Origin of the sequence: Actinoallomurus sp. NPDC050550 (assembly GCF_040655075.1) — a bacterium.
Classification (GTDB): Bacteria; Actinomycetota; Actinomycetes; order Streptosporangiales; family Streptosporangiaceae; genus Actinoallomurus.
Map to the genome: position 1 here is coordinate 1 of NZ_JBFAJC010000044.1, position 16,995 is coordinate 16,995.

Genomic DNA, 16,995 nt, shown 5'->3' on the forward strand with positions numbered 1-16,995 from the left:
GTCCAGCGCGGACTGCCCGCGCTCCTGCTGCAGGTACAGGCTGAAGATGAACACCCCGCCGTAGTAGGCGGCGTTGAGCATGAAGCCGACCACCAAGGAGACCGCCACCACCCGCGAGCGGAACAGCGGCAGCGGGAGCATCGGGTGCGCGCCCCTGGCCTGCGCAGCGAGGAAGGCGGCTGCTGCGGCCACGGCCACCAGCAGCGACACCACCACGGGTGGCCGGCCGAAGCCCTCGGCGCCGCCCTCGATCACGCCGTACGTCAGCGCGCCCATCGCGACCACCGCCGTCACCTGCCCGATCGCGTCCAGCCGCGAGGGCAGCCGCGGGGAGGCCGGCACGCGGGCGAGCAGGGCGAGCGCCAGCAGGCCCGCCGGGAGATTGACGAAGAAGATCCACCGCCACCCTACGGAAGCGGTGAGTGCCCCGCCGAGCACCGGCCCGGCCGCCACCGCGACCGCGCCACCCACGGTCCAGAGGGCGATTGCCCGCGCCCGCTTCGCCTGATCGGGGAAGCCCTGCCGGACCAGGGCGAGGGACGCCGGCATCATCACCGCTGCCGCGGCCCCCTGCACCAGCCGCGCGACCACCAGCACGCCGAGCCCGGGCGCGAACCCGCACGCGGCAGAGGCCAGCGCGAAGAGCACCAGCCCGCCGCCGAACGCCCGCCGGGCCCCGATGCGATCGGAGAGGGCGCCTGCGGAGAGCATCAGGGCAGCGAACATCAGCGTGTATCCGTCCACCACCCACTGCAGGCCGGACATGCCACCGCCGAGGCTGCGGCCGATGTGGGGCAGTGCGACGGTGACGATCAACGCGTCCAGCGAGATGAGGAAGAAGCCCAGCATGGCGGCGCCGAGCACCACGGGAGATCCGCCCCGGGCCGCCTCCGGCGCTGCGGCCGCGGTGCGGGCGGCAGGGAAGGGCTTGGGCAGGGACTTCATCAGGACACTCCTGAAACGTTCGGATAGGTGTGCTTTCCGCGATGGTCGCGGTCGACGGTGCGGGTCAGGCGTCGTCGAAGTCGGTGCCGCGGGAGAGGGGCTCCCATTCCCGCAGTTCCGCGCGGATGACGTCGGCGTGCGCGACGAGGGCGTCGACGGCGTCGTTGCCCAGCGGCAGGCGCAGCGGCGTCTTCTCCGCGTCGAGTGCGGTGAGGATGGCGGCGGCGGCCTTCGCCGGGTCGCCGGGCTGCTGCCCGTGGGCGCCGGCCGACATCGCCCGGGTCGGGCCGACCGTTTCGGCGTAGGCGTCCATGGCCGCCGACTGGTAGAGCGCGCCGCCGAACAGGCTCGTACGGAAGGCGCCCGGCTCGACGATCAGCACCTTGATCCCGTACGGGGCGACCTCCCCCGCGAGCGCCTCGGACATCCCTTCGAGGGCGAACTTGGTCGCCGAGTACGCCCCGAACCCGGCGAACGACAGCTGCCCGCCCATGCTGCTGATCTGCACGATGGCCCCGGATCGCCGGTCGCGCATGTGCGGCAGGACCGCCCGGGTGAGCGCGGCGGGGCCGAAGAAGTGCACGTCCATCAGGTCGCGGAACTCCCGGTCGGTCGTCTCCTCGACCGCGCCGATCTGGCTGTGGCCGGCGTTGTTGACGAGGACGTCGATCCGGCCGTACCAGAGCATGACCTCGGCGACGACGGCGGCGACGCGGGCCGTGTCGGTGACGTCGAGCTGGACGGCGCTCACGCGGTGGGGATGGGCGGCGACCAGGTCGTCAAGGGCCTCCGGCTTGCGGGCGGTGGCCACCACGGTGTCACCGGCGGCCAGCGCCGCCTCGGCGATCGACCGGCCGAAGCCGGAGGACGCACCAGTGATCAACCAGACCCGGCCGCTCGCCTCACGCGCGTTCTCAATGCTCATATCGCTGACTCCTGTCGAAGTGCTGATGTCTCCGTTATGTCAGCGGATGGAGCGAGGCGTCCAAGACAGAAGATCGTTTGAGCGATAAAGAGCGTTTATCATCGCAGCGTGGAGCTTCGCCAGTTGCGCTACTTGATCGCGATCGACGACGAGGGGAACGTCGGCCGCGCCGCCGACCGGCTGTTCGTCAGCCAGCCCGCCCTCTCGTACGCCCTCAAGAACCTCGAGGCGGAGTTCGGCGTACGGCTGTTCGACCGGCACGCCGGCGGCGTGACCGCCACCCCGGCCGGGCGCGACGTGATCACCGAGGCCCGCCGTACGCTCCACCAGGCCGAACGCGTCACCGCCGCCGCCGAACGCCACCGCAGGGGCGCGACGGGCGTGCTGCGGGTGGGGTTCGAGGCGAGTGGAGCCGGGGAGCTGACGACGCGCGCCCGCGCGGAGTTCGCCCGCCGCCATCCGGGCGTACGGGTCGAGCCCAAGCGGTTCGACTGGGGCGAGGAGGCGTCGGCGCTGCGGGACGGGCGCGTCGACGTCGCCTTCGTGTGGCTGCCCGCCGACCTGACCGGAATGCGCAGCGAGATCGTCCATACCGAGGCGAGAGTGGTCGGCCTGGCCGCCGGGCACCCGCTCGCCGGCCGTACGGAGATGTCGATCCTCGACGTCAAGGACGAGCCCCTCATGTGGACCGAACGCGCGCCGCGCGCGTGGGTCGACTGGTGGGCGGTCAACCCGCGGCCGGACGGATCGGTCCCGCGCTGGGGGCCGACCAACGACAACGTCGAGGAGATGCTGGAGCAGGTCGCGGAGGGCGTCGCGATCTGTTTCGCGCCGGTGAGCATGGCCCGCTACTACGCCCGGCCCGACCTCGCCTGGGTTCCGCTCACCGACGTCGAGCCGCTCCGGGTCGCACTCGCCTGGCCCGCCACCACGGACAACCCGCTGGTCCACGGCTTCGCCCGCGTCGTAGGAGAACTCGCCGCCGACCGCCCGTAGAACCCGCGTTCACCGGGCCGCGCGGCGGACCTGCTCGACGGTCCTCACCAGATCGGACAGGTCGGGCAGGACGGCGTCCGTGATCGACGGATCGTCCTTCTCGTTCAGCCGATTGATCCACACCCGTGGAATGTTCAGCGCGTGGGCCGGCCGCATGTCGTGGAAGTAGCTCTGCGCGATGTGAACCCAGTTGTCGCGGGTGGCGCCGAAGGATTCCGCGAACCGGTGGAAGTGGTTGTGGTCGGGCTTGTAGCTGCCGACGTCCTCGGCCGTCACGACCGCGTCGATCGGCACGACGAGACGACGCTGGGTCTCTCCGATCACGTCACGGTCGCAGTTGGTCAACAGCGCGATCCGCCAACCGGCGTCGCGCAGCTGCGCCAGGGCACGCCGGGTGTCGGGGAAGACCGGCCAGTAGGGGATCCCCGTGGCCAGCACCGATGCGTCGTCCGTGAGCAGATCGAGCCCCGCCTCCCCGGCCGCCCGGCGTAGCGACTCCGTGAGGACGTCTCGGTAGCGCATCGCCGGGAAGTCGCGCTGCACCTCGGGCTCGTGGCGGTTGTAGATCTCCAGCAACTCGGCGCCGCGACCGGGGAACAGCAGCTCAGCGCCGGTGGCGATCCCGTGCCGCCAGTCGACCAGGGTGCCGAAGCAGTCGAACGTCGCCCAGCGGATCTCACTCATCGTCGCCTCCTGGGTGGAAGAACAGACACAGTCAGTCTGCTATACGGTTATACAGAATGACAAGCCGCTCAGTGTGTCCGTCAGCGCCGACCAACCTTGAGGAGTTCGTATGACCAAGCCCCAGACCTCAGCCGACGCCTTCTTCTCCGTGGACATGCGGGTCGGCCGGGTGGTCGACGTGGCCGAGTTCCCAGAGGCGCGCAAGCCGGCCTGGAAGATCACTGTCGACTTTGGCCCGATCGGCACGTTGCGCACGAGCGCGCAGGTCACGGAGTACGCCGAAGACGAACTGATCGGCAGACTCGTCGTCGGCGCGGTGAACCTCGGCGCGAAGCGGATCGCCGGCTTCCGCAGCGAGTTCCTGCTGCTCGGCGCGCAAGGCCAGGACGGAGTGGTGCACCTGCTCGCGCCCGATCAGGGAACACCCGGGGACGTCGTCTGCTGACGGATTGTCATGCTGTCTGACTGATAGCCTGAGAGCCTTCGGGATCGGGAGAGGTGCATCAGGTGGCCACGGCCTTGCAGACCATGAGCACACGCGACGCGCTCGTGGCCGAGGTTCGCCGCCGGATTCTCAGTGGTGACCTCAAGCCCGGCGAGCCGCTGACCGAGAACGGACTGGCGACGGAGTTCGGAGTGGCCAGGCCGACGGTGCGGTCGGCGCTGCAGGAGCTGGCCGCCCGGCACCTGGCACAGCGATCCGGCCGGTCGCTGCAGGTGCCCATGTTCACTCCGGACGACGTACGTGACCTGTTCTTCGTGCGCACCCCGCTGGAGTCGGAGGCCGTGCGGCGGATCATCGCCGAGGGCCGATCGCTGGCGCCCGCCGAGGAGGCCCTGGCGGCGATGCAGGGTCTTCCGGAGACGGCGAGCTGGGGCGAGCGGGTCGAGGCGCACACGGCGTTCCACATCGCCCTCATCCACTCTGCGGGCAGCGAACGGCTGGACCGGATCTATCCGGCCATGCAGGAAGAGATGCAGCTGTGCCTGGCCCAGCTTGGTGATTCCTACCCCGGGCCGCACGATCTGGCGGCCGAGCACTTGGAACTGCTGGAGGCCGTACGGTCCGGTGACCAGGAACGGGCCGTCACGCAGATGCGAGAGCACCTGGAACGGGCCGTGCACGGCCTGATCGGGTAGCCGGCCCCCCGTGTCGAGTTCGCGAACGATCCGGTGGTCCCAGTAGAAGAGCTCGCCGTCGGCACGCCGGCCGAGCGTCAGTAGGCGATGGGGGCGGCGTTGTAGAAGGCGAAGCCCTCTCCTGCCCAGCGGGCTTCGACCTCGAGCGTCCCGTGCCAACCGGCCGGTACCGCCCTCGTCGAGAGGACCGCGCGGGTGGCGGCCTCGCGATAGTTCTCGCCGAGCTTCGAATGCTCGGTGGCCTCCGTAGCGTACGTGGCGATCCAGACGCTCGTCGGGTACGCCCGCTTGTCGTACTTCCTGTCCTTCTTCACCTGGGCCCACGCGGTTCCGCAGACGGTGGACCGCATGACGATGACGGTGCCGCCTCGTCCGCCCTTCGCCGCGCCCATCTCACCCATGACGGGAACCGTCCGCACGACCGTGCCCTGGTACTTGCCGTGCGCGGCGGCGCACATCTTTATGTCACGGCCGGTGTTCGCCGGAGCAGCGGTCGACACGACGAGGGACACCTTCGGGGCGCCGGACGCGGACTTGCCGGGCGCACCGGCGGTCACCTTGGCCGCCGCGGCGGCGGTGGCGCTGGACGCGGACGTGGAAGGCGCGACGGCGTTCACCGTGACGGCGACGCCCGCGACGACGACCGCCGCGATCAGCACGGGCTTTCGCCGCCGGTTCTTGGTGTCCATCGGTATCTCCCCGAGCTCGCATGAGCGCGGTGCCGTGCTCATGATCATGGGTCTCACAAAGGAAGATGTCCTTCAGACCCCCAAAGTTGCTCGGGTCCGGCGGGAAATTTCGGCGGCCTGCGCACCGGAGCGTTTAGGCGCAGGTCACGCGCGTCGCCGCCATCGAGGTCGTCGGCCGGTGCCCGTATCGGTCAGTCCCACCACAGGACGACGGCCAGACCTCGCTCGGCGGCGTCGAGCTCCGCACTGGAGACCCGGGCGAGCTGCTGCGTCACGGCCACGCCCGTCAGTGTCGCGGGAAACCGTACGTGGCCGCGACCCGTTCGCGCGGCTCAGCCCGCGCCGCTCCCGAACCGGGTACGTGTTCTCGAACGGCCACGCCCGCCAGTGTCGCGGGAAAGGCGTACGTAGCCGGGACCCGTTCGCGCGGCTCAGCCGCGCTGCTTCCGGACCGGGGACGGCTTCCCGGTGTAGAAGGCCATGTCCTCGTAGTCGAACGTGATGCTGAACGGCTTGAAGAACTCGTGGGTGAAGTTGGCGATCAGGTCGAATCCGAACTGGCCGGACTGGCCGGGGCCGGGGAAACCGGGGAACACCTGGGGGGCGGCGAAGCCCTTGATGTCATGCCCGACCGCCTTGCCGAGACTGACCCGGTCGGCGGTGACCGGGTAGACCGCGGTCTCGCCCGTACCGATCGGATGGTCACGGTCGACGGTGAAGCCGACCTTTTCGGCGATCTCCACGGACGTGTCGAGGCCGTGCCCGATGCCGCCGGTGTCGAGAGTGACGACCCGCGGCCCATAGTCGCGGAGGGCGCCCACGGTGCACAGGTAATGGTCCCCGGCGAGCCACAGCGGGAGCCGGCTGAACCCGGCCCGCTCGGCCTGCGTCCGGAACCTCTGCCGTTGGACCGCCGTATTGCGTCGCAGCTCCAGGGCCTGGCCGGCGTAGTCCATCGTGGCGAGGAAGTGGTAGAGGACCGTCGTCCCGATGACACCAGCCGGCTGCGAGCCGTCCGGAAGGGGCGGCCGCCGGTTATCGATCCACTGCACCGGAAGGTTGCGGACCTCGATGTTCCCGATCCGAAATGAGTCCAGAACGCCGAGGTAGATGGTGACCGGCTGGGTGCTGGCGACGCCCGACAGGGTGGCCACCGCGCGCAGCCCCGCCTGTTCCGCCACCTCTTTCGACAGATCGAGCGTCGCGTAGGTGTCGAGGAAGAACTTCTTGGGCGCCCCGCCGTTCAGCGAGGCTTCGACGGACGGTATGGGATCCAGGCCGTAGAAGGGCACGCGCGTGCTCGATGTGCCATGGATCCGCCACGGCGTCCCGGTGAACTTGTCATACAGCGTGGCGAACGCCTTGTCGCGAGGACTGCCGGTCTCCTGGAGCAGCGGTACGGCGCGACCGTAGCGGCCCTGCCGTACGAACGTCTCCGCGAGCCGTTGCTTGGAAGCGACGTCACCGGGAGCGAGGGCGACCGCGCGGGACAGGTACTTCTCGGCTGCGGCGAACCGGTTGGACAGCAGGGCGATGTATCCGCGCTGCGCCACGGCGTGCGCGTTCCGCGGATCCGTGTGCAGGAGCTGTGCGTAACCGCGATCCGCGGCGTCGAACCGGCCGAGGCGGAAGAGCTGGTCAGGGTCCGTGGTCGCCGTCCCGGACGTGAGCGAGGCGGCGGAGCCTCCGCCGCCGGAGGCCATCGGCAGGACGATGCCGGCGGCACCGACGGCCAGCCCGGACCCCAGGAGAAACGTGCGTCGATTCATGGGCCGCGACGCTACGGACCGGCCGGTCACAAGCCAGTCACACGGCGGTCACAGCGGCCGAGGCGCCCGGCCGCCTGGGTCCAGCACGTCTCCTGCCCGGTCCCCCCGGCCGCCGTCGTGCGTGCTCAACGGCGGCCAGGCGGCCCGGCGGGCGGTCGCCCGTAACGTCGCCGGTTGCCGGCGCCTATGCCGCTGCCGGCCGGAATCTCAGGGCAGCGCGGAGCTCACCTCCAGGTCCAGCTCCGCTGGGCCGACGTCGAGGAACCGGCGACGTACACGGCACCTTTCGACGCCGAATGCAGGTATCCCATTCCGCAGATGTCGGTGGCGGGCCCGATGTTCTTGCCGTGTATGGCGCTCATGGACCAGTACAGGCACCCCTGGTGGGAGTCGCACTTGCGGGTCAGTACGTGCAGGGGCTTCTGGTAATCAGCGCTCGCGGTGAAGCTGAGGCAGCGGCCGGTCTTCTGGTTACGGATTGTGTGACCGCCGTGGGACGAGTACGTCAGGCGGGTCCACTTCTGGTAGGAGCTCTTGGTGCAGCGGGCGAGGGAGGCCTTGTTGTTCTTCTGGTTGCCGGTCAGGCACGTGTGCGTCGCGTCGTTCTTGTACGACACGTACGACGCCGCCTGCGCCGGCGTACCGCCAACGATCAGCCCGGTCAGGGCGAGCGCCGCGGCTCCTATGATCGTTCGCTTCATTGAGCGTTCCTCTCTCTACGGGGAGTGACGCTCAAATCTCCACTTCAAGATCAACTTGGCAGTGGCCTATTAATGATCATGGAGCGGCGCGGCGGTGAACGGCCAATGGATGGTCGCTCACCGCCACGTGGACGGGTGTCGTACGGCCGGGAGAGACGCCGGACGCTCGCCCGGCACGATCGCCGGTCAGGCGCGGTCGCCGCGGTCCGCGTCGCCAGTGAGGGACAGCACCGCGACCTCGACGCAGTTACCGCCGTTGTCGCCGCTGTGGCTGGCCTTGCGCCAGACCGCGATCTCGACGCACGCGCCACCGTTGTCTGTGCTGCGGGACGACTTGCGCCACTGGGGGGTGTTCAGCACCATCGTTCCTTCGCCGTCCTCGTGATGAGTTCGAGGGACTGATCGACCGGCAGCGCCCGCGACCGGATCGACTCGAACCGCTGGGTCAGCGTCGCCAGGTCCGTCGGCTCGCCCGTCGTGATCCCGCGCGCCGCAGTCTCCACGTACGCTACCTCTCTCCGATCGTCGACTGTGGCGAGCGCGAACGACCCGTTGACGCCCCGGTGCAGCCCGCACGGGAGTATCTGCACGCTGATCTTCTCGGAGACCACCGCGACCAGGTGCTGGAGCTGCTCGCGCATCACCTCCGGGCCGCCGACCTCTCGCCAGAGCACGCTCTCGTCGAGCACACAGGCGAGGTAGGGCGGCTCCGGTTCGGTGCGCCGTAGCACCTCCTGGCGCGCCATCCGGGCGCGCACCTTCTGCTCGTCGCCGTACAGCAGCGCCCGCGCGTACGCCTCGGTCTGCAGCAGGCCGTAGACCAGGGCGAGCTCGAAGCTGCGCAGCAGGTCGGCGGCGGACTCGTGGATTGGCCAGTCGAACCATGGCGGGTGGACGCTGCGTTTGAGGAGGCCGTCCCAGAGGCGGGGGAGGATGCCGTCGCCGTCGAGGACCTGGTCCATCTTTACGGCGAAGGCGCGGAGCGGCATGTCCTCCGCTCGCTCGACGGAGCCGATGTGCGAGCCGCTGTAGTTGGCCTTCGACCCGGCCTGGTCCTGGGACAGGCGGGCGCGCTCGCGCAGGAACCGCAGCTCGGAGCCGAAGAGGGCGAGGGGAGAGGACGACGGGTCGAGGGGATTGGGTCGGCGCGGCATGAGCCACCTCCGTTGGCGGGCGTTCGCAACCGGCGGGGGCCGGTTGACCGGCATGTAACGGAGTGTAGAGATAGCCATTACTCCATGTGAGGCTGTCGGTGAGGCTGTGGAAAACAATTCCGGCGCACAGACAGTGGGTGAGCATGGACACGACGATCGGGGGAGTCGATCCGCGGGTCGTACCGGGCGGCGGGTGTGCGGCCTGGCTTCTGCCCGCGGGCCCGACGGGAGCGGGATTCGCGCGGAGCGTGCTCAAAGAGGTGTTCGGCGAGCTGCGGATGTCCGCCGTCACCACGTACGACGCCGCCGTCGCCCTCTCCGAGCTGGCGACCAACGTCCATTTGCACGCGCACGGCGGCCGGGCACCGATGCACCCGCCGCCGGCCGGGCTGCCGGAGCTGTGGGCGTACGTGCGGTGGCGCGCGCGGCCGGAGGTCGTCCTCGCCATGTACGACTCGGCGCCCTGGCAGGGGCCACTGCCGGACGGGCGGCTGCGGCCGTCGCCGTACGCCGAGGGCGGGCGCGGGTTCGAGGTGGTGGACGCGTTGACCGCCGAGTACGGCGGTGAGTGGGGTGTGCGCCGGACGCGGTCGCGGCTCGGCGCGGGACCCGTTCCGGGGAAGGCCGTGTACTTCACCGTGCCCGTGCCGCCCGGGCTCGTCGCCCCGAGGCCGAGCCCGGCTCGCCGGACGGCGGAGGAGATCCACGCCCTGCTCGCCGCCCGGCGCCTCGGCTCGCTGCAACTCGCCATCGGTCACGGCATGGCCGTCATCTGCGTCCGCGCCGGGGTCCACGTCTGGGTGCGAGAGGGGTCGATCTCCTACCGGGTGCCGGGCCTCGGCACCGTCCGCCACCCGCCGTACGACCGCATCGAGGTCGTCGAGCGCATCGTCGGCCACTGCGCGGACCTCGATGCCGCCGACGCGCCTGACCGCCGTCGCTGTTGACTCCATGCCGCCGGCATGGCCGGTGGATTGCCCGAATTGTTGGTGTCCGCGCGTCAACGGCGACGGCAATGTCGCGCTCGCGCCGCACGGTGGGCTGTGCAGGGCCACTGTTGGCCACGCCCGGACACGGTGAACCGATTGATCATGGTCGCCGTCCAAGGGGCCGTCCGCGATGGCCTGGAGGAGAGTGCGATGAGTCGAACCCCCCGAAGAGCGCTGCGAGGCATGGCCCGGCTGATGGCGGTGCCCGCATTCGCCGTGGCGCTGCTCTTCGGCGGCCACGCGTCGGCCGCCACGCCGGAACCGTCGGTGAATCCCTCGGCGACGTCCTCCGCCACGGTGAAGATCACCGACGACTCACACGTGCTGTCCCAGGCCGATCGTTCGTCGCTGCGGGACACGCCTTCCATCTACGGCTCGTCAGACGCGAATCCGGACCCGGTCTGGATCTACACCACGACCGACCTGGCGCGCGACAAGGCCGCCTTCGACCAGCGGTACGAGACCTTGCGCGGATCGGCGCCGGCCAACGTCGTCATCATGGCCGTGAACACCAAGTCCCGGCACATCATCATCGCCAGCGGGACCAGTTCCGGGCTGTCGGACTCCATGGCCGACACGGCACGCGAGGACTTCACGAGCAGCTTCCAGATGGAGCCGAATTACGGCAAGGCGCTGAACTCCGCACTGACCTACATCGAGACCGCGTTGCATCTGCGGGCGACGTTCTCGCCGCCCGAATCCGTCGGCGCCGGATCGAAACATCACGGTGGTTCCGGAGGGCTCCTCGCCGCGGTGCTGGTCATCGCGTTCATCATCCTGGTCGGCGTCGTCGCCAAAAGTGCGGGAGCGCGGAGCACCAGCGGCGGATCGGGCGGCCGGCGGTACCGGAGCTACGAGGATCAGTCTTCGTACGTGGACTCCGGCGCCGCCTTCAGCGCCTTCGACTCGGGATCGTCCAGTGACTTCTCCAGCGGGAGCGGCGATTCCGGCGGGTCCACGTCGGGTGGCGATTCGGGCGGCGGCACCTCGAGCGGCGACTTCTGAACGACCGCCACCGCCGCCTTCCGGCATCGCCGGGCAGGGAGGCCCGCTCCTATGAGCGGCCCAGACCGCGGAGTGCGGCCTGGAGGGACTCCTCAGTGGCGCCGCGCCAGGCCACGAAGCCGTCCGGTCGTACGAGCGCGGCGTCGTCCATCGTGCCGAGCTCGTGGACGCGCACGTCCATCCCCGGTGAAGCGGCTCGCCACCGCCGGACGTCGGTGCCGGCGAACAGTGTCCAGCGCGAGCCCGCCAGGTCCACGGTGGAGACGGCCCGTGAGCAGCAACCGAACGGCCAACGGCGATAGCGAGCCGGTTCGGGCCGAGTTACCGCCGTCCACCGTCCGGATGCGGGTGGCCCATCTGTCGATCAGGACTGAGGGGGCGGGATCCTTGGGCCGGGCAGCAGGTCGGCCAGTGCGGTGCGCACGGCGACTCGGCTGACCCCGTGCTCACGTGCGAGACCCGCGATCGAGGCGCCCTCGTCGCGGAACGCCGCCCGCACTTCCTCGAGCTGGTCTCCGGCGAGTGCGGGTGGCCGGCCGCGGTAGCGGCCTTGGGCTTCGGCCGCGGCGATGCCTTCGGCGGTCAGTTCGTTTTGCAGGTCGCGCTGGAACTGTCCGACGGCGGTGATCACGTTGATGATCAGGGCGGTGGTGGTGGCGTCGTCGGCGGCCAGGTCGTGGAAGTTGGACAGCGGTCCTGACAGGACTCGCAGTACGACGGCGCGGGCCCGGCACCAGTTGCGGACGGCGTGGATGTCCGTCAGGTCGCGGCAGAGGCGGAACAGCTCTGAGACGGTGAGGGTGTCGCCGGGGTGCGCGGCGGAGGCGACCTTGGCGAACGCGGGCCGCTGCAGTGCGGGGATCTTGGATGTGGTCGCCGGGTCCTCGAACAGCAGGACCCCCTCGGCCGGGTGGAATCCTTCGGCGACTCCTTCGGTCCGGACCAGCAGGCCGGCCTCGGTGAGGATGTGCCGCTGCCGGAGCAGTGACTGGGTCGCGGTGGACGAGCGGGAGTAGACGATCCCGGGGTTGAGGAACCTGCGGACAGCCGTTGGCGGTACTAATGGGTAACTTTCGAGGTCCGCGCCTACGACCTGCTGCGCATGTTCGCCCGAGACGGACGCCCCACGCCGCTCGGGCGGGCCTTCGCCGAGTACGGCCGCATCGACAAGACCATGCACCTGCTGTCCATCCTGGACCCGATCGACGACGGAGGGATGGGCGGCGGGTCGGCCATATCAGGGCGCGCAGCCTTGACCACGAGTGCCGACGGGTTTGAGGTGCTCTACCCGAAGTACAAGGGTGGACGCCCGAGGACCTTCGCCCTTCCCGACCGCCGCGAGATCAAGAAGATCGCCAAGTCCAAGCCGGCCGAGCACGGTCTGCCGTCCTCGACCTGGAGCCTGGTCAAGCTGGCCGACTTCCTGGTCGCCGAGGGGGTGGTCGATGACATCAGCCACGAGGGCCTTCGGGTTCTGCTCCGAGAGGAGGGCGTCAGCATGATCCGCCGCTGCATCATCTGGCGGAACAAGAACGCCGCGGACGAACACCTACGCAAGAACGTCGCCTGAACGGCGACTGTTTGGACGTCCTTCCTCACGCCGAATGCGGAGTAATCATCGTGCGCTGCTGCCCTCCAGGCTGGCTGGACGCCTACGTATCCCATCCACCTGAAGGAATCGGACTGGCATCTGGATAGTGTCGTCGGATCTCACACAACACCCACTCGTTGGCCGTGCAGACGTCCCAACTCGTGCTGTCGACCTCTCTCAAGATCACCACTAGGTCGCCGTCGGCATAGCCCCAGAAGACTGCATCGACCGCCTGCAAGTGGGGCGCGGCCAGAGCCAACAGCTCAAGGGTGCCGATCCCGGAGCCCACCGACGCCCGTTCCATCTCAGCGAACACCGTGTGCTGCGTGTCGTCAATGTGCTGAGTGTCGTCAATTCGCGCCTTCCAGGTAAGGCCGAGCCCAAAGCTTCCCAGACGCACCAGCAGTTCGGCCAGAGTGACGTAATGGCGACGAGCCGCCCCGGACGAGCAAGGAGTGCCATCTCGCCAGGCCGCGAACGTAATCGACTGCATCACGGAAGACGCCTCAGCCATCGGTTACTCCCTGTGCGCTCTGGAGAAGTCGACACCTCCTACTCCTCCATTGTGTCGATCACGTCGACCAAACGGAAATGACTTCACTCCAACACCACTGGCCCCATCAACGGGGGCGAACGTTGCCTGATGCGGCACTAGGCACGTGAATGCTTACCTTCGCCGCAAAGGGTGGTGGACTCCGGCACGCTGCACGTGCTGGAGTCCACCTGGGCGCCGAAGCGCGATGCTTCGCTCTACCGGGCGAAGGCGGCCAACCGGTCGAACTCGTCGGGAGTGCTCTCCCAGACGAATCCTGGAGTGCCGTTGCCGGCCTCCGAGTAACCGACCCAGACCTCCTCGCCGAGCTTGAGCGCGAACGCTCGCCGCACGGCTCCGTGGATCTCCACGAGCTCGGCACCGTTAGGCACCTCCTCGTAGTAGTCCACGGCGGGGTACTGGATGAGCAGGTAGTTGTGGGCCTGCGCCACCTCGATAGCCTCGAGGAGGCGGGCGCTCACCTCCGGGTCCGCCTCGATCATCTCGGCGTCGTTGTGGACGGCGAAGGTGGCGGCGAAGCGGAAGGCGGGGGTGATGTTGGACATGACGTCTCCTTCAGGGCTTTGCGTTGTAGACCTCTTGGGATTGATCGTCCTAGCGTGCGTTTGGGCGGCAACTCCTGCGCCGGTGCTTCTGCTGGAAGTCGCGGGTTTATCGGCGGGGTTCGCTGGGGCTACTCCAACGGAAGCCACTCGATGCGGTCCAGCAGCGCCGTCCCGAACTCCGGGATCGGTTCGGCGATCTCGCCGCGCCCGCTCACGCAGGACGACCTTGGAGGCCAGCGCGCGCGGCAGCGGCGAATCGTTGGAGGTGTCGAAGGGGACGATCAGGTACGGCTCGCCGTCTTGGCCGGGGATCTTGACCGAAGGCGGACGCCCCAGTGGGCGAGGAACAGGCCCGTCGACAGGCCGACCGGCCCGCCTCCCACCACCAGTACCGGCACGTCCTGAGTACGCATCGAACGCTCCCTCTCGCGGTTGCCCAGGTGATTCACCCTGCACGCTCAAGCGGACTTGAGCGCAAGATGGCGGCATGGGAGACGAGCGCTACTCGATCAGTCAGGTCGCCCGCTGCTTCGGCATGCCGGTATCGACGCTGCGTTACTACGACGACCTGGGCCTCCTGCCGGCCGTCGAACGCCGGGGGAACGTCCGCCACTACGGCCGTCCGGAGCTGCGCCGGCTCGCCCTCATCCGGCGTCTGCACCAGCACGGCCTGGTCAGCCTGGCCGACACCGCCACTCTGATCAGCGACGACCCGGATCGGCCCTCGGGGCGCGAAGTGCTGACCGGTTCGATCAAGGCGATCGAGCAGCAGATCGATCACCTGCGGAGCGCTCAGAAGCTCCTCGAGCACCTGCTGACCTGCCCGAAGTCCGACCCGGTCCGCGAATGCACCCAGCTGCGCGCCGAACTCGGCCAAGCCGTCGACGAAGCACTCGCCTCATTGATCATCTAGTTATTTCCGATTCCCGCACTGCTGGACGCCACTCCCGCCGGATCGGTGCTGTGCCACGGCATCCACGGCCTGGATCCGCTGCCGTCCTACGTCCAGGGCCGGGCGGCCCTCCTCGGCGACGCGGCCCATGCGATGACCCCGTTCCTGGCGCAGGGAGCGGGCCAGGCCCTCGAAGACGCGGTCGTCCTCGCCGCGGAACTGGCCGACGCCGCCGACGTCCCCACGCCTTGGCCGCGTACGACCGGGCCCGCCGGCCGCGCAGTCAGCAGGTCGCCCGCATGGCCCGGCTCGATCCGAGGATCAGCCTGTCCACCTCGCCGGTGACCTACCGGCTGGCGACCGGGCCTGGCACCCGCAAACCTCAGCGCTCGCAAGACGACCCGGCTGTGGTCCTGGACGCCACCGCCCGCGCGCGTCAGCGGGAGGCGATGAGACGGGTCCGCGACCCAGGCCTGGCCGTGCGTGTCCCCGGCGGTCCGGCTGCGAACCGTGGCTCGGTGCGGGTCCGAACCTAGGGTGCAGGGGGCGGGGCGTCGAGGCGGTCGAGCACCGTGTTGCGGACCTGCTGGAAGATCACCGAGGTGCGGAAGCCGGCGACCTCCCGGCGCGTGCTGAGCCGGTCGACCAGGACGGCGTGCAGGTGCTCCAGGTCCTGCACGGCGACGTGCAGGAGGAAGTCGTCGTCGCCGGAGATGACGAACACGCTCAGCACCTCCGGAAGCCGGGACGCGAAGTCCTTGAACGCGTCGATGATCGGTCGGCTGGGCACCCGCAGCTTCACCGAGACGAAGGCCTGCACGCCCCGGTTCAGGGCCGGGAGGCTGATGTCGGCGTGGTAGCCGCGGATCACCCCGCGGCGGGTGAGCGTGCGCACGCGTTCCAGGCAGGTCGACGGCGCGATGCCGAGCCTGCGGGCCAGCTCGCGGTTGGACTGCCGTGCATCCGTTTGGAGAAGGCGCACGATTTCAACGTCGAGTTCGTCCATGGCCGGATTATGCACTCCAATTCCGGTCGAACGTTCGGCGGCAGGCTGGATCCAGCGATCGTATGGCTACCGTCGAGGCGAATCACCCACCAGCGAGGAGGACGACGTGACGCTGCCGACGCGGAGCCATCCGGCGAGGCCGGTCGCCGACGTCCCCGAGCACCGCCTGGGCCTGGCACAGGGCACCGCGCTGTTCGTCGGGGCCGTCCTGGGCCCCGGAGTGCTGGCCCTGCCGCAGCTGGCCGCCGCGGCGGCCGGGCCCGCCTCGATCCTCGCGTGGGCGGCGCTCCTGGCACTGAGCGCGCCGGTCGCACTGACCTTCGCGGCGCTGGGGGCGCGGTTCCCCGACGGGGGCGGGGTCGCGTCGTTCACCGCGCGGGCGTTCGGGCCCCGGACGGCGGCGGTCGTCGGATGGTGGTTCTACGGCATCGTCCCGGTGGGCACGCTGGCCGGTGCGCTGATCGGCGGCGACTACGTCGTCGCGGCCGTCGGCCTGGACCGCTCGTGGGTCGTGGTGGTGGCGATCGCCCTGCTGGCCGCCGCGTTCGTCACGAACCACGGCGGCCTGCGCATGTCCGGCCGGGTGCAACTCGTGCTGGTGTGCGGGCTGGCCGCGCTGCTGGCCACCGCGATCGTCGCGGCGGGACCGCGGTCGTCGTCGGGGAACTTCACGCCGTTCGCGCCGCACGGCGTGCTCGGCGTGGTGCACGCGGCAGGGGTGCTGTTCTTCGCCTTCGCGGGGTGGGAGGCGGCGAGCCACCTGTCGGGGGAGTTCGCCGACCCGCGACGCTTGATGCCCCGCGCCACCGTGCTGACCCTCCTCATCGTCGGCGTCCTCTATCTCGGGCTGGTCGTCACCGTGATCGGCGTGCTCGGCGGCCGGGCCGCCACCTCACCGGTACCGCTCGCGCTGCTCCTGCAGGAGGGACTCGGGGACGGGGCCAGGGTCGCCACCGGAGTCGTGGCGGTGATCCTGAGCTTCATCGCGATCAACACGTACGTCGCCGGTGGGGCCAGGCTCGGGGCAGCGCTGGCCCGCGACGGCGCCCTGCCCGCGCCGCTGGCCCGCGGGTCGGCGGCCGGTCAGGTGCCGCACCGCAGCCTCGGACTGCTGGCGGCTCTCACGGCCCTGGTCACCGCCGTCGCCGTGCCGTACGGGCTCGGCCTGGACACCCTCATGCGGGCCACGGCGGCCTGCCTGGCCGCCGTCACGGTGGTCGGGACGGCCGCCGCCGTCCGGCTCCTCACCGGCCGCGGCCGTACGGTGGCCGCGGCGGCGACCGTCTTCACCGGCCTGGTGCTGCTGTCCTGCGCGGCCTACCTCCTCGTGCCCGCCGCACTGGCCGTGGGCGGCGCCCTGGCAGGTCACCGACCCGGCCACACCGAGGAACGCGCCGGCGGATGACCTCCG

Annotated in this window: 22 protein-coding genes and 1 pseudogene; 9 read left to right on the forward strand and 14 right to left on the reverse strand. The window is 69.9% G+C overall.

The features are described 5' to 3' along the window. Both AB0I04_RS40290 and AB0I04_RS40295 read right to left on the reverse strand, forming a co-directional pair. The coding region (locus tag AB0I04_RS40290) for an MFS transporter (RefSeq protein ID WP_360897359.1) at positions 1-945 on the reverse strand (945 nt) is incomplete at its 3' end. A 64-nt stretch (positions 946-1,009) separates the two neighbouring features. Next, positions 1,010-1,870, reverse strand: a complete 861-nt coding sequence (locus AB0I04_RS40295; RefSeq protein ID WP_360897361.1) for an oxidoreductase — start codon at positions 1,868-1,870, stop codon at positions 1,010-1,012. Positions 1,871-1,978: 108 nt separating this feature from the next. On the opposite strand from AB0I04_RS40295, the gene AB0I04_RS40300 reads away from it, so the two are divergent. After that, on the forward strand, positions 1,979-2,866 hold the full coding sequence (locus tag AB0I04_RS40300; RefSeq protein WP_360897363.1) for a LysR family transcriptional regulator: 888 nt from the start codon (positions 1,979-1,981) through the stop codon (positions 2,864-2,866). Between the two features lie 9 nt (positions 2,867-2,875). Here AB0I04_RS40300 and AB0I04_RS40305 read toward each other — a convergent pair whose 3' ends face one another. Next, positions 2,876-3,550, reverse strand: coding sequence for an HAD family hydrolase (locus AB0I04_RS40305; protein ID WP_360897365.1), 675 nt, complete (start codon positions 3,548-3,550; stop codon positions 2,876-2,878). A gap of 109 nt (positions 3,551-3,659) precedes the next feature. Here AB0I04_RS40305 and AB0I04_RS40310 point away from each other — a divergent pair, with 109 nt between their 5' ends. Together AB0I04_RS40310 and AB0I04_RS40315 are read left to right on the forward strand one after the other, a co-directional pair. Further along, positions 3,660-3,995 carry a tRNA-binding protein gene (locus AB0I04_RS40310; RefSeq protein ID WP_360897367.1) on the forward strand — a complete coding sequence of 112 codons (336 nt, stop codon included), beginning with the start codon at positions 3,660-3,662 and terminating at the stop codon, positions 3,993-3,995. A 62-nt stretch (positions 3,996-4,057) separates the two neighbouring features. Further along, entirely contained in the window at positions 4,058-4,690 is a 633-nt protein-coding gene (locus tag AB0I04_RS40315) for a GntR family transcriptional regulator (protein ID WP_360897369.1), read from the forward strand. 77 nt (positions 4,691-4,767) lie between these two features. Here AB0I04_RS40315 and AB0I04_RS40320 read toward each other — a convergent pair whose 3' ends face one another. The 5 genes from AB0I04_RS40320 to AB0I04_RS40340 form a co-directional block, all read right to left on the reverse strand. Beyond that, a complete protein-coding gene (locus tag AB0I04_RS40320) occupies positions 4,768-5,379 on the reverse strand; it encodes a hypothetical protein (RefSeq protein WP_360897371.1) in 612 nt (203 codons plus the stop codon). A 431-nt stretch (positions 5,380-5,810) separates the two neighbouring features. Continuing rightward, complete coding sequence (locus AB0I04_RS40325; protein WP_360897373.1) at positions 5,811-7,148, reverse strand: aspartyl protease family protein; 1,338 nt, start codon at positions 7,146-7,148, stop codon at positions 5,811-5,813. Positions 7,149-7,372: 224 nt separating this feature from the next. Continuing rightward, on the reverse strand, positions 7,373-7,849 hold the full coding sequence (locus tag AB0I04_RS40330; protein ID WP_360897375.1) for a ricin-type beta-trefoil lectin domain protein: 477 nt from the start codon (positions 7,847-7,849) through the stop codon (positions 7,373-7,375). Between the two features lie 186 nt (positions 7,850-8,035). After that, the gene (locus AB0I04_RS40335) at positions 8,036-8,212 is read right to left on the reverse strand and encodes a DUF397 domain-containing protein (protein WP_360897377.1); all 177 of its coding nucleotides are present in this window, start codon (positions 8,210-8,212) and stop codon (positions 8,036-8,038) included. After that, positions 8,203-9,003 carry a helix-turn-helix transcriptional regulator gene (locus AB0I04_RS40340; protein ID WP_360897379.1) on the reverse strand — a complete coding sequence of 267 codons (801 nt, stop codon included), beginning with the start codon at positions 9,001-9,003 and terminating at the stop codon, positions 8,203-8,205. Before AB0I04_RS40340 ends, AB0I04_RS40335 begins: the two co-directional genes overlap by 10 nt. A 143-nt stretch (positions 9,004-9,146) precedes the next feature. On the opposite strand from AB0I04_RS40340, the gene AB0I04_RS40345 reads away from it, so the two are divergent. Together AB0I04_RS40345 and AB0I04_RS40350 are read left to right on the forward strand one after the other, a co-directional pair. Continuing rightward, positions 9,147-9,950: a hypothetical protein gene (locus AB0I04_RS40345; protein ID WP_360897381.1), complete on the forward strand. Its 804-nt coding sequence runs from the start codon at positions 9,147-9,149 to the stop codon at positions 9,948-9,950. Positions 9,951-10,142: 192 nt separating this feature from the next. After that, complete coding sequence (locus tag AB0I04_RS40350) at positions 10,143-10,997, forward strand: hypothetical protein (RefSeq protein ID WP_360897383.1); 855 nt, start codon at positions 10,143-10,145, stop codon at positions 10,995-10,997. 49 nt (positions 10,998-11,046) lie between these two features. On the opposite strand, the pseudogene AB0I04_RS40355 reads toward AB0I04_RS40350, so the two are convergent. Then, positions 11,047-11,256: pseudogene (locus AB0I04_RS40355) on the reverse strand (hypothetical protein); the annotation flags it as partial. 105 nt (positions 11,257-11,361) lie between these two features. Further along, entirely contained in the window at positions 11,362-12,177 is an 816-nt protein-coding gene (locus tag AB0I04_RS40360; protein ID WP_360897385.1) for a recombinase family protein, read from the reverse strand. Between AB0I04_RS40360 and AB0I04_RS40365 the strand changes: the two genes are divergently transcribed. Then, positions 12,100-12,567 (forward strand): hypothetical protein, encoded by a 468-nt coding sequence (locus AB0I04_RS40365; protein WP_360897387.1) that lies wholly within the window; start codon positions 12,100-12,102, stop codon positions 12,565-12,567. The two genes, AB0I04_RS40360 and AB0I04_RS40365, sit on opposite strands and share 78 nt — an antisense overlap. Before the next feature lie 82 nt (positions 12,568-12,649). Here the strand turns inward: AB0I04_RS40365 and AB0I04_RS40370 are convergent, their stop codons facing one another. The 3 genes from AB0I04_RS40370 to AB0I04_RS40380 form a co-directional block, all read right to left on the reverse strand. Then, entirely contained in the window at positions 12,650-13,102 is a 453-nt protein-coding gene (locus AB0I04_RS40370; RefSeq protein WP_360897389.1) for a hypothetical protein, read from the reverse strand. Positions 13,103-13,338: 236 nt separating this feature from the next. After that, complete coding sequence (locus AB0I04_RS40375; RefSeq protein WP_360897391.1) at positions 13,339-13,686, reverse strand: hypothetical protein; 348 nt, start codon at positions 13,684-13,686, stop codon at positions 13,339-13,341. Between the two features lie 281 nt (positions 13,687-13,967). Continuing rightward, a complete protein-coding gene (locus AB0I04_RS40380; RefSeq protein ID WP_360897393.1) occupies positions 13,968-14,099 on the reverse strand; it encodes an FAD-dependent monooxygenase in 132 nt (43 codons plus the stop codon). A gap of 74 nt (positions 14,100-14,173) precedes the next feature. Between AB0I04_RS40380 and AB0I04_RS40385 the strand changes: the two genes are divergently transcribed. Together AB0I04_RS40385 and AB0I04_RS40390 are read left to right on the forward strand one after the other, a co-directional pair. Beyond that, positions 14,174-14,599: a MerR family transcriptional regulator gene (locus AB0I04_RS40385; RefSeq protein WP_360897395.1), complete on the forward strand. Its 426-nt coding sequence runs from the start codon at positions 14,174-14,176 to the stop codon at positions 14,597-14,599. Positions 14,600-14,644: 45 nt separating this feature from the next. Continuing rightward, on the forward strand, positions 14,645-14,923 hold the full coding sequence (locus AB0I04_RS40390; RefSeq protein WP_360897397.1) for an FAD-dependent monooxygenase: 279 nt from the start codon (positions 14,645-14,647) through the stop codon (positions 14,921-14,923). A 187-nt stretch (positions 14,924-15,110) separates the two neighbouring features. On the opposite strand, the gene AB0I04_RS40395 is transcribed toward AB0I04_RS40390, so the two are convergent. After that, positions 15,111-15,584 carry an Lrp/AsnC family transcriptional regulator gene (locus AB0I04_RS40395; RefSeq protein ID WP_360897399.1) on the reverse strand — a complete coding sequence of 158 codons (474 nt, stop codon included), beginning with the start codon at positions 15,582-15,584 and terminating at the stop codon, positions 15,111-15,113. A gap of 106 nt (positions 15,585-15,690) precedes the next feature. Here AB0I04_RS40395 and AB0I04_RS40400 point away from each other — a divergent pair, with 106 nt between their 5' ends. After that, entirely contained in the window at positions 15,691-16,989 is a 1,299-nt protein-coding gene (locus AB0I04_RS40400; RefSeq protein ID WP_360897401.1) for an amino acid permease, read from the forward strand. The last annotated feature ends 6 nt before the right edge of the window (positions 16,990-16,995 follow it).

Bases quoted from the DNA above. Each gene is read 5' to 3' on its own strand.
- AB0I04_RS40295 (WP_360897361.1), bottom strand. From the start codon at position 1,870: ATGAGCATTGAGAACGCGCGTGAGGCGAGCGGCCGGGTCTGGTTGATC.
- AB0I04_RS40305 (WP_360897365.1), bottom strand. From the start codon at position 3,550: ATGAGTGAGATCCGCTGGGCGACGTTCGACTGCTTCGGCACCCTGGTC.
- AB0I04_RS40310 (WP_360897367.1), top strand. From the start codon at position 3,660: ATGACCAAGCCCCAGACCTCAGCCGACGCCTTCTTCTCCGTGGACATG.
- AB0I04_RS40320 (WP_360897371.1), bottom strand. From the start codon at position 5,379: ATGGACACCAAGAACCGGCGGCGAAAGCCCGTGCTGATCGCGGCGGTC.
- AB0I04_RS40325 (WP_360897373.1), bottom strand. From the start codon at position 7,148: ATGAATCGACGCACGTTTCTCCTGGGGTCCGGGCTGGCCGTCGGTGCC.
- AB0I04_RS40330 (WP_360897375.1), bottom strand. From the start codon at position 7,849: ATGAAGCGAACGATCATAGGAGCCGCGGCGCTCGCCCTGACCGGGCTG.
- AB0I04_RS40335 (WP_360897377.1), bottom strand. From the start codon at position 8,212: ATGGTGCTGAACACCCCCCAGTGGCGCAAGTCGTCCCGCAGCACAGAC.
- AB0I04_RS40340 (WP_360897379.1), bottom strand. From the start codon at position 9,003: ATGCCGCGCCGACCCAATCCCCTCGACCCGTCGTCCTCTCCCCTCGCC.
- AB0I04_RS40345 (WP_360897381.1), top strand. From the start codon at position 9,147: ATGGACACGACGATCGGGGGAGTCGATCCGCGGGTCGTACCGGGCGGC.
- AB0I04_RS40350 (WP_360897383.1), top strand. From the start codon at position 10,143: ATGAGTCGAACCCCCCGAAGAGCGCTGCGAGGCATGGCCCGGCTGATG.
- AB0I04_RS40365 (WP_360897387.1), top strand. From the start codon at position 12,100: ATGTTCGCCCGAGACGGACGCCCCACGCCGCTCGGGCGGGCCTTCGCC.
- AB0I04_RS40370 (WP_360897389.1), bottom strand. From the start codon at position 13,102: ATGGCTGAGGCGTCTTCCGTGATGCAGTCGATTACGTTCGCGGCCTGG.
- AB0I04_RS40375 (WP_360897391.1), bottom strand. From the start codon at position 13,686: ATGTCCAACATCACCCCCGCCTTCCGCTTCGCCGCCACCTTCGCCGTC.
- AB0I04_RS40380 (WP_360897393.1), bottom strand. From the start codon at position 14,099: ATGCGTACTCAGGACGTGCCGGTACTGGTGGTGGGAGGCGGGCCGGTC.
- AB0I04_RS40385 (WP_360897395.1), top strand. From the start codon at position 14,174: ATGGGAGACGAGCGCTACTCGATCAGTCAGGTCGCCCGCTGCTTCGGC.
- AB0I04_RS40395 (WP_360897399.1), bottom strand. From the start codon at position 15,584: ATGGACGAACTCGACGTTGAAATCGTGCGCCTTCTCCAAACGGATGCA.